Origin of the sequence: Aerosakkonema funiforme FACHB-1375 (assembly GCF_014696265.1) — a bacterium.
Classification (GTDB): Bacteria; Cyanobacteriota; Cyanobacteriia; order Cyanobacteriales; family Aerosakkonemataceae; genus Aerosakkonema; species Aerosakkonema funiforme_A.
Genome location: NZ_JACJPW010000013.1, coordinates 101,561 through 112,349, shown reverse-complemented (window position 1 = coordinate 112,349; position 10,789 = coordinate 101,561). Strand labels below are relative to the sequence as shown.

6 protein-coding genes are annotated in these 10,789 nt (G+C 44.0%); 1 reads left to right on the top strand and 5 read right to left on the bottom strand.

The window, feature by feature from the left end:
- Window positions 1-24 precede the first annotated feature (24 nt).
- A complete protein-coding gene (locus H6G03_RS07445) occupies window positions 25-1,449 on the top strand; it encodes a PilT/PilU family type 4a pilus ATPase (RefSeq protein ID WP_190463620.1) in 1,425 nt (474 codons plus the stop codon).
- Between the two features lie 295 nt (window positions 1,450-1,744).
- On the opposite strand, the gene H6G03_RS07440 is transcribed toward H6G03_RS07445, so the two are convergent.
- From H6G03_RS07440 to H6G03_RS07420, 5 genes are all read right to left on the bottom strand, one after another.
- Window positions 1,745-7,459: an AAA family ATPase gene (locus tag H6G03_RS07440; protein ID WP_190463618.1), complete on the bottom strand. Its 5,715-nt coding sequence runs from the start codon at window positions 7,457-7,459 to the stop codon at window positions 1,745-1,747.
- Window positions 7,460-7,469: 10 nt separating this feature from the next.
- Entirely contained in the window at window positions 7,470-7,739 is a 270-nt protein-coding gene (locus tag H6G03_RS07435; RefSeq protein ID WP_190463616.1) for a hypothetical protein, read from the bottom strand.
- Between the two features lie 61 nt (window positions 7,740-7,800).
- The gene (locus H6G03_RS07430; protein ID WP_190463615.1) at window positions 7,801-8,748 is read right to left on the bottom strand and encodes a tetratricopeptide repeat protein; all 948 of its coding nucleotides are present in this window, start codon (window positions 8,746-8,748) and stop codon (window positions 7,801-7,803) included.
- 68 nt (window positions 8,749-8,816) lie between these two features.
- Window positions 8,817-9,704, bottom strand: coding sequence for a tetratricopeptide repeat protein (locus tag H6G03_RS07425; protein WP_190463613.1), 888 nt, complete (start codon window positions 9,702-9,704; stop codon window positions 8,817-8,819).
- 1 nt (window position 9,705) lies between these two features.
- Window positions 9,706-10,602 carry a tetratricopeptide repeat protein gene (locus H6G03_RS07420; protein WP_190463610.1) on the bottom strand — a complete coding sequence of 299 codons (897 nt, stop codon included), beginning with the start codon at window positions 10,600-10,602 and terminating at the stop codon, window positions 9,706-9,708.
- Window positions 10,603-10,789: the final 187 nt, after the last annotated feature.

The window sequence follows — 10,789 nt, the reverse complement described above, 5'->3', positions numbered from 1 at the left end:
GCATAGGAAAAGAAGAGAAAAAAAATGTCAACAACATCTGGAAACCTTCTAGAGAATTCTAAGGATAAACCGCCCATACCACCCAGTCAAATACAGGGTGTAAAAACGTCTAGAGCTCGATTTCAAGAACCGCACGAGCCGACAGCGGCAGATAATATCCAGGATGCCACAAGGCAAAAAACTCGGTTGGAAGGCTCCGATCGGCCTCCAGCGGGCCAAGAGCAAAATACCACAAAACAAACAACTCAAGCTCAAGGAAGCAATCCGCCAGTTCCACCGCCGGGTCAAGGGCAGCCAGCACAGGCACGAAATGCTGCTAATGTTTTGCCTTCGATCGAACGAATGGTGAAGCACGCTCATTCTCAGCAAGTGTCTGACATTCACATTCGAGTTGGGGAAGTGCCGAGATATCGAATTCGGGGTCAGATGGTACCGCTGGGAAATCATGACAAGGTAACGCCGGAACTTTTTGAACACTATCTATCTGAAACTGTCACTCCAGCGCAGCGACAGCGCTTTGCGGAAACGAAGGAATTGGATACCGCCCTTTACTACCCCGGTGTTGTGCGCTGTCGGGTGAATTGTTTTGAAACGCTGCTGGGCGGGGCGATGGTGCTGCGGTTGATTCCGTTGGATGTTCCTTCGATTGATAGTTTGGGGTTGCCACCTATTTTGAAAGAAATTGTGCAGCGCCCGCAAGGACTGATTTTGGTTACGGGGCCAACGGGTTCGGGGAAATCAACGAGTTTGGCGGCAATGATTCGTTATATGAACGAAACGTTGGCAAAGCATATTATTACGATCGAAGATCCGATCGAATTTGTTCATGCTTCGCACAAGTGTCTAGTCAGTCAAAGAGAAGTCGGTTTGCATACGCATGAGTTCCACGATGCGCTGCGGGCGGCTTTGCGGGAAGACCCGGATGCGATTCTGATCGGGGAAATGCGCGATCGCGTTACAGTTGATATAGCTTTAAAAGCCGCACAAACCGGTCATTTGGTTTTCGGTACTCTGCACACTCGCAACGCTCTCAATGCTGTGAATAGGTTGCTGGGTATTTACAATCCAGACGAACAGCCATCAATGCGGATTCAAATCGCCGATTCTTTGGTAGCGGTAGTTGCTCAAATATTGCTACAAACAACTGATGGACGTCGCACGGCAGCTCATGAAATTTTAATCAATACTCCTGCTATGCAGGACTTTTTGATGAAGGGCAATGAGGAGGAAGCTTATCATTTAATTGAAAATGGCATTGATGAGGGTATGCAGGTGCTTAACCAAGCTCTCTGTGAATTGGTGTTGATGGGTAAAATCAGCGGTGATGAAGCTGTGAAAGCTTCTTCAGATGTAGGAGATTTGCGTCGTCGAGTTCGCAATGAAGGGGTCGATCCAGCTCGTGCCAGTCGCGAGTTTAGCAGTCACGATACTGGTTACAGACCGTTATAGCTGCAAGGGAATAAACAGGGTGCTTCTCAATATTAATGGAAAGAAAAGAAGGGGCGGTTCTGAAACCGTCCCTAGTACGAAATAGGCTTCGATTAACCCGGTGATATCGTCTCCGGTTGCATGGGTAGGGTAAGATTGATACGAAAGATTATCTGTGGGAATGAGGGGTTAAATTTTTACCGCAGATGTGAGCAGATAAACGCAGATGAACGCAGATAAGAAGGGATTTTTAGGCAAGACAAAACTGCATCGTATCCGGGTGCATCGGTAGCGGAAAGAAGTTGCGATCGCATTATTAAAGACGATTGATTTGTTTTTCTACCCAACGCTCGTCAAATACTAATTTATAAATACGGTTATTGATTTGGAGATAATCGTCTCGCTTGACTGCTAAACCGGACATGACTAATTCTGTTTCTGCGGAATTATCAAGGGCGATAATCTGTCCTTGGTGTAAAATTTGGCGGTAAAGTTGGAGGAGTTCAACAGCACGCTGTTTATCGTTCAAAATCCGATCGCGTATTGTCCGCAAATGTTCTGGTTGGTCTTGGGATTCCCAATTTTCGATAATGTGCGATCGCACCAAGTTTTCCACGTAAGCTGCTTCATCGTTTGTGGGAATGGGAGAGTTAGAATTGCAAATCAGTTTGCAGACTTTTTGGGTGAGAAAAGGCTGTCCTCCCGTCCAGTTTATTACTTCTGTGAGTAGGGTTTGGGGATTGGTGACTCGTTTGGTCAATCCTTGCAGTAATGGTTGAGCTTCATGCGCTTGGAAACCTTTGAGTTGAATTGCTTGACCGACATTAAAAGGTGTGCGGTTTTTATCTTGAATTAATTGGGAAGGAGTCGCTACACCTAAAAGCACAAAATTCAAACGCTGATAGTCGGAACTATCGGCGCGTTTGTTATAGCAAGTGCGGATGATGCCAAAAAATGCACTGCTGTCAAACTGAAGGTCGAGAACGCTATCGATTTCATCGATGAAAATAATGATTTTTTCAGAAATATTTGTTAATAAGACTTCGTTGAGAAATTCTGATAAACGCTGCACGGGGGATAATAATTCGCGTTCCCGCCACCAAGTCCGGATATTGACTTTATCTAACAGATTCAAACCGCTAACTAAAAGGTAGGCAAAGCCTGCATACCACTGCTCTAAAGTTACCTGGGAATTGCTCATTGTAGAAATATCGATCGCAACACAAGCAAAGCCTTCTGCTTGCAGCTTTTTCATGATTTGGACGCGCAAGCTGGATTTGCCCATCTGTCGGGTGTTGAGGATGTAACAAAGCTGTCCGAGTCTTAAGGCTTTGTATAAATGTCGGTCTGCCGATCGCACGACATAAGTAGGTGCATCTATGGGCAAACTTCCGCCTACTTGGTAATCGTAACCCTGCGGTTCTTCGGCACTTCTGAGCAGGGCATTTTCGATTACTAATTCGGCTTGAGTTGCTTTGAGAATTTCCAGGGTGTGGGATAATTCTTTGGTGCGTTCTTCGACTTTTTGTTCCAAAGTTCGGTTATAATCTTCTAATTGTTCGTAGAGTTGAGCGTTTTCAATAGAGATGGCGGCTTGAGCGGCAATGATTTGTAAAGTTTCGACTCGTTGCGGGGTAAATGCGCCGATCGCCAGATTATTTTCTAAGTAGAGAATGCCTGCTAGTTTGCCGCGATCGAGTAGGGGAGTGCAGAGGATGGATTTAGTTTGAGTGGCGAGAATGTAAGCGTCGCGGGTAAATTGTCCTGATTCGGTGGCGTTATTTAATACTACGTTTTCGTGGCTGCGAGCGACGTAGTTAACGATGGCGGTTGATAGGAGGGGAATTTGAGTTGCAGGGTCTACAGAATCTACGGGAATGGATTGGAGAATGGTAATGCGATCGCTCTCCACTGCTGCTTGGGCTTCGATTACCCAATTCCCGCTTTTATCTAAGATGAGAAAACCTTTTTCTGCGCCTGCGTTTTCGATCGCAGCTTTCATCACCCGATCTAACAATTGTGCTAAAACGATTTCGCCGGAGATAGCTTGGGATGCTTTCATTACGGCGGCAAAATCCAACGTTTCGCCCGCTCTTCCAGATGTTGTGGTAATCGGATTTTTGGTATTTTGAGTTGAACTAACCGACTGGAGGGCTAAAAATTGCGGGTATCGCGCTTCCAAATCTTTTACTTTAGCTACAGCGCCCCAGCGCTGATACGCATAGTGGGCATCTTGCAAATAGTGACGGGCGACATGATTTTGATTTCTGGCGAGGTAAAATCTTCCTGCTAGTTCGTAGGCGAGGGCTTCTTCGTTGAGATATTCGTTTTCGCGGGCTAGGGCGATCGCTTTGTCGTAATATTCTCTGGCATCTTTATCGTTACCTAATACGCGATCGCGTTCTGCTTCCACTAGATAGAATTTGTGTAGGTAATTCATTGGGGCATGATGCGCCCATAGTTCCATTTTTTCCTGGTTGGCAGTGACTTTTTCTAGAATGCGGTTTTGTTCTGTCTCTGAGGCATTAAGAAAAACTGCTAGCCGAGCTAGCGAATCATAAAAATAGGCTGGCGGAGCAAAGCAGGTTGTTGACGCATTAACTATATATTCTTCCAATTTAACTGCATTTTCAAGCGCTTGCTGGAACTCATAGAACTGATAACACAGGGTAACTTTGTTAGTATACAAGTGAAGCATTGCGGTTTTATCTGTGGCTTTAAGATGAAGCGGCAGCATTCTCGTCTCATCGTATACTTCACCATTTAAACAATACGGATTTTCAGACCGTCCTATCAAGTTTAAGACTACTTGCCAAAACATTTGATGCCACTGAAGAAATGCTTCTTGCTTGAGTTGAGCAATAGCTTGATTGTAGGTTGCCTGTTCTCGTTCGAGTTCTAACAATTCCCTGCCACTCAAATAGGACATCATGCAGTAACCCATTGCACCACCGGCAGCAAATTCAAAATCTCCGCTTTCCAGTCCGCTTTGATAGGCTTCTAACTCGTATAGCAACACTTTCCTGAGATGCTCTTTCAAATGTCTTACAAAGTTACAGAACACATAGATTTTGGCTTTAAGTTTTTTGGCATTGAACTGTTCTAACAGACATAAAGCTAGTTGACCTAGTTGATATGCGGTATCAATCTGTCCACTACCACAGATAATCAATCCATAGTTCGCATATGCAAAAGCTGATTCGGGTGCGTTGCCTTTCGTAACCGAAAGATTAACTTGTTTGCAGGCAATCAGGGGAATCAGTTCATTCACTGTTATGTAAGCAGGACTCCATACAATGGTCATAATCTGCATGGCTGCTAGTGCGATCGGATCGGTCATTGTTGGCAGGTCAATTAAGTCCGAGGGCACTTTTCCTGTTAAAACTAACTGTGTCTCCTCCAAAGTAAGCATCATATTCGCCAGGCTTGGCTGTGCTGGAAAGACCACTCCTAACAACTTCAGCACTTTGAGCGCAGTGTTAACAGCTTCCAGGTTTTTGTTCTCTGCCCAATACCCTTGGATAGAAACTTCGTAGGCTTTTACTTTGTCTAGCAGCGTCTTGGCTTGTTTCAGGACTATCTCCGTTAAGCGCTCCATTTCCTCAAAATCGGTACTCAGGTAAGCTGCCTCTGCTGCTTCTACATAGAGTTCTAGGGTTAGATCGTACTGCCTTTGCCAACAGCCTTCCTCTAGCAAATCCAGACCAAATTTCAAATAGTTAAATCCTGGTTGATAGGCTGCTGAAGCTTTAGCTTTTTTCCCTGCCTGTAGGTTTAAATTCGCTAAAGCATCCCGTTCAGTTTGTTGATAAATTAGCATCTGACCGATGTTCAATTGATTAACAATATCAAATAGATTATCTTCAAGTTCCCTTGGCGACGTATTCTTTATTAACAATTGACCGACTTGCAGATGTACCGATTGTTTATCTGCTTGAGGAATGAGGTAATAAGCTGCTTGCTGAATTCGGTCATGAGCAAATTTGTATTCTACCACTAACTGCTCGGACAGACCAGCCACATCCATTTCTATTAACTTGTAGGCATCGTTCAGGGGTAAGATTAAGCCTTCTGCGATCGCTGCCCAAAGATCAGTTGCTGTTTCTTGAGGTGCTTTTTCATAAACAATTGCCAACTGCTTCAAGTCAAATTTGTTTCCCATACAAGCTGCTAGCTTCAAAACAGCTTGTGTCTGTGGTGGTAATTTTTGCACCTTAGCCACCATCAATTCCACTACGTTATCAGTTATTTGTTGGGCTTGTATTTGTCCTAAATCCCATTGCCACGAATATCGTTCATAATTAAAAATGATTAATGCTTCGGCATACAAAAATTTCAAAAATTCACCAATAAAAAAAGGATTACCACCAGTTTTAATTAGCACCAACTCAGCTAATTGTTTTGCGGTTGCTAGTTCGCAGTGAAAGATATCGTTACTTAACTCTGTGATGTTTGGTAAGCCTAAAGGCGAAAGCGAAATACGATTGACTGTTACTTTAGCTTTCTCGATTTCATTTATTGTTAACATTAAGGGATGAACTGCATTAACTTCGTTATCCCGATAAGCTCCAATCAAAAATAGACATTTACTATCTGCTGCCGCCATTAACAGATCCATTAATTTTAATGAAGCCCCATCTGCCCATTGCAAATCGTCTAGGAAAAGTACCAGTGGATGTTCTTGACGGGTAAATACTTTAATGAAGTTTTGGAAAACTAGGTTAAAGCGGTTTTTTGCTTCTTTCGGTGGTAGTTCAGGGACAGCAGGTTGCGAACCAATAATCAGTTCCACTTCAGGAATAACTTCAATCATTACCTTTCCGTTGGAACCTAAAGCCGCTAGAAGTTTTTCTTTCCAAGTGGCGATCGCTGCCTCACTTTCCATTAGCAGTTGTAGCACCAGTGAGCGAAATGCTTGGATGAGTGAGGAGTAGGGAATATTGCGTTGAAATTGGTTAAATTTACCGGAGATAAAGTAACCGCGCTGGCGAGTAATTGGCTTATAAACTTCTTGCACCAAAGCTGACTTGCCAATACCGGAATACCCGGACACCAGCATCATTTCGCTAGTTCCCTGGCTAACGCGATCGAAAGCAGCTAGCAATGTGTCGATTTCCCGTTCTCGTCCATACAGCTTTTGCGGAATTTGAAACTTGTCAGAAATATCTTGCTGACCGAGTGGGAAGGGATCGATCTGTTCTTTAGCCTGCCACTGTCGCAGACATTCCTCTAAATCTGCTTTCAGTCCATACGCTGATTGGTAACGATCTTCAGCGTTTTTCGACATCAACTTCAGCACTATTTCCGACAGGACTGGCGGAATATCTGGTTTGTGTTCGTGCAGTAGCGCTGGTTGCCTAGCAAGATGACAATGCACCAATTCCAGTGCATCTTGTGAAGGAAAAGGTAATTGACCAGTTAGTAACTCGTAGAATGTCACACCCAGCGAATAAAAATCAGTTCGATAATCGATCGCCCGATTCATTCGTCCAGTCTGTTCGGGCGAGATATAGGCTAGCGTCCCCTCCAAAAAATTTGGATTGCGAAAAGTTGAGTTTTCGCGTGAAAGCGTTGTAGAGATGCCAAAGTCAATTAGTTTGACTTGCCTAATGGTCTGATTCCAAACAATATTCGATGGGTTAATATCTTTGTGGATAACGTGCTGCTGATGTACCTGACCTAAAATTTCAACAACCTGAATGGCAAGTGGGAGAAATTCAGCGAGAGCAAACGGTTTGTTCTGGATTACACAACTGAGAGATTCACCGCCAAAGTCTTCCAACACCATTATCCACTGATACAAGTGGTTTTCTAAGCCATAAGCTTTTACCACTCCTTTTTGAGTGAAGGATTGTGTCGTCTCATACTCTCGCTTAAACCAAGCTATTCTTTCCGGTGGAGGACAGGTTGGTTTGAGAATTTTGAGTACGATCGGTTGCGAATCTTCTATCCGATATCCACGATAAACAAAGGAGTTGGCACTCTCATAGAGTTTTTCGGTGATTCGGTAGCCTGGAAAGGATGTCAACATTCATCTTAAGTTAATCTTGTTTTGAAGGTTCTGGTTCTGGTTCGGGGTCGGGATCGGGAAAAGGGTCTTCTGGGTTAGGATCGTTGCAAATTTCTGCCAATGGAGTAAGTTTATCGGCAAAGAAAGCCGCTATTTTTGCACTGCTCTTGCTCTCAATCAACGCCTTGTCCATTTCAGATAATCCGAACGCATCTGCCACGGTTTTAGGCTGCCGAGCAAATGCTATCTGCTGTTTAGGATTAATGGCGATATCGGTCAAAAAATCGAGTAATTTGCTCATAGTCGATATGTCTCCTGACTATTTGAGAAGAATTTCAACACGACACTAAAAGTGAACTATTTTATTGAGCGACGCTAACCCACTCCTTAGCTATATTTGCTAACACTCTATCAATTTCCTCTTTGTTAAGGCGCTCATACCCTTCTTCATAAGCATGGAGTGCAAGCTGAGCGTACTGTCCAGAAGGCGACTCATCAAAACTATGGGTTTCTCTAGGATTCTCATACGGAGGAAGAAACAAAAAGCCAAGGTCTAAAACTTTAGGCCGTTTAAAAACTTTTGCATAAGTTTTTAAGGCTGTCTCTACATCTTGGTAGGTAAGCTCCCATTCTCGTCGTGCTTCTTCGATAAGCCCAGCGTCTTGCAAGGCGCGAGCTTTCTGCCTATGAACCACAGCCCGAAAAGCCCTCGCCCAGGCATATTTATCATTGCCCTGAATTGCACTATTGAAATCCTGTATTGCTCGATCGTAGTATGGCTGTTGTTGCGTGCCTTGTCCTCCACCGTCCTCTCCATTGAGCAGCCCAAGAAAGCGGTAGACGAAACCCCTTCGGACGTAAGCCCAAGTATAGTTTGCGTCGATCTCGATCGCTTGGTTCAAATACTGTTCTGCGTCCGTTAGAAGAATTTTTACGTTCTTATCTATGCCTCTGGTTTTTTGGTCTATAGCCCACCAAATCTTGTTTTCACCCCGATGCGCCAAAGCCCAGGCATAATTAGGATTGCATTGAATTGCGTTCTCATACTTTGAGTCTGCTTCGTTGTAAAAGTTAGATTTACTAGGGTTTAAGCGTTTCTCAATACCGCCTAAGTAAGAGAGAGTTACACCCCAGTGAGCCCACGCCCAAGCATAGGTGCTATCTTCTGTAGTTGCTTCTTTAAAATACTGTGCTGCATCGTTAAGTATTTGATTGATGTTATCCTCAATATACTCATCCTGATTGTACCTGGCCATCAGACGAAGATTTTCTCCTTCTCTGGCTTTGGATATGGCTTCTTTTCTTCCCATTGTGTGTCTCCTTGGATATTAAGTGGATGTTCAAAAAATTACTAACAAACTTGAGTTTAATTCTGCTTTTAGCTTGGTTCAGCAATTAACATAAAAAACTTCGGCGAGTTTCGCAGTTCCAGCCAAGCTATGTCGTGCCGCGCAAACTCGATCGCTTCATCCTCAAGTAAGATGGCTTCTTGAAGATAATTCAACGCTTGCTCTGTCTGGCCTTCAATGGCAGCTAAACCTCCTAGTCGATACAAAACTATACCTCGCGCTTCAGAATTTACCAGATCTAGTAATGCGCTTCGCGCTGTATTGATATCTGATTGAGCCTCGACTAATCCTTGCCAGCGAGTTTTGAATACAGCAATATTGTACAGAGCGAAATTATCGCCTGGGTTCTCCAATAATGCTTCCTGGCAACAATGGCTCGCCTCAGCATATCGCCCACAATAACTGAGTAACATCCCGCGCTCGCTAAGCCGATCGTTAAATAAAGTTCGATCGAGTGCGATCGCTGTGTCGAAATCTACCAACGCATCTTCATACCGTCTCAGCATATCATTAATGCGAGCGCGATAAGCAATTGCCCAGGCATAGTCTGGCTTTAATTCAATAGAGCGGCTAAAATCCGCTAAAGCTTTTTCGTAATAACGATGCCCCATGAAGCGGTAGGTTACGCCTCGATGAGCGATCGCCCAAGCATAGTCAGATTTTAATTCAATAGCCCGATCGAAGTCAACTAGGGCTTCGGGATAGCGTTTCATCATGCGGTATACTTCCCCTCGGCGGGCAATTGCCCAAACATAGATGGGATTTTGTCCAACCGCTCGGCTAAAGTCAGCTAGTGCTTCTTCATACTGTTTAAGTAAGCGGTAGATGTCTCCCCGGTGGGCGATCGCTTTAAAGTCGTTGGGATTATATGCAATAGTTTGATTCAAGTTGGCGAGGATTTCCCCATAGCTATTCAAGTTAACCCTCCTGATTAATTAACGATTGAAAACGCGGATATTCGCGTAACTCAAGCCAAGCTATGTCGCGGCGAGCTAATTCAAGAGGCTCATTGTCGTCTAACAAGATAGCTTCTTGGAGACAGTTCAATGCCAGATCCCAGTCGCCCTCAAGCGCCGCTAAACCACCTAATCTGTAAACAACACCAGCGCGTTTGGATCGATCTTTGACCGCTTGTAAAGCGTTTCGCGTTGTTTCTATCTCTGCTTGTGTCGCCGCCATACCCTTGAAGCGTGCTTTGACAACAGCAAGGGTATACAGAGTAATATAGTCGTTTGAGTTATCCTTTAATCCTTGTTCGCAACAAGAAATTACTTCGGCATATCGTCCCATATAACTGAGTAGCAATCCGCGCTCACCAGGCCAATGGGCAATAATAGTATCGTCAAGAGCGATCGCTCGATCGAAATCTACTAATGCTTCTTCATAACGCTCCATTCTAATATAAAGGTTAATCCGGTACACGAGCGCCCAAGGGTAATCAGGCTGCAATTCAATGGCTTGGTTAATATCAGCTAAAGCATTTCTGTATTGCTTTAATTGGTAATAACTCGCGCCTCGGTGTGCAAGCGTCCAAGCTTGTTTGGCCTTAAGTGCGAGAGAATGACTGAAATCAGCTATGGCTTGCTCGCAGCGTTTCATCAGCCGAAAAGTTTCGCCCCGATGTGCGATCGCCCAAGCATAGTCAGGCTCCAAGTCGATCGATCGATTAAAATCATCTAGCGCAGCTTCAAAATGTCCCATCAGCCGATAATTTTCTCCTCGATGAGCCAGAGCCTTAGCATCATCAGGGTTTTGTTCTATTGTGCGGTTCATGTCAGCTAAAGTTTCGCCTTCCTGTAGCGTGCCGGATGGCATATCGCTCTCCTTGATATGGCTTTTTGTCTCTATTTTCGGAACAACTTGAAACTACATTACTAGGTTTTTTCTCCTTTTACACATATTTAATAAAACTAAATTTTTTACCCAGCGGATAAAAATAATGTAGCAAAAACTACATTATTTTGGCAAAGTATCTTAAGTTTCTTTAACAAAAGACAACATT

Excerpts from the sequence above, each read along its gene's own strand:
- H6G03_RS07430 (WP_190463615.1), bottom strand. The coding sequence starts at position 8,748 with ATGGGAAGAAAAGAAGCCATATCCAAAGCCAGAGAAGGAGAAAATCTT.
- H6G03_RS07445 (WP_190463620.1), top strand. The coding sequence starts at position 25 with ATGTCAACAACATCTGGAAACCTTCTAGAGAATTCTAAGGATAAACCG.
- H6G03_RS07420 (WP_190463610.1), bottom strand. The coding sequence starts at position 10,602 with ATGCCATCCGGCACGCTACAGGAAGGCGAAACTTTAGCTGACATGAAC.
- H6G03_RS07435 (WP_190463616.1), bottom strand. The coding sequence starts at position 7,739 with ATGAGCAAATTACTCGATTTTTTGACCGATATCGCCATTAATCCTAAA.
- H6G03_RS07440 (WP_190463618.1), bottom strand. The coding sequence starts at position 7,459 with ATGTTGACATCCTTTCCAGGCTACCGAATCACCGAAAAACTCTATGAG.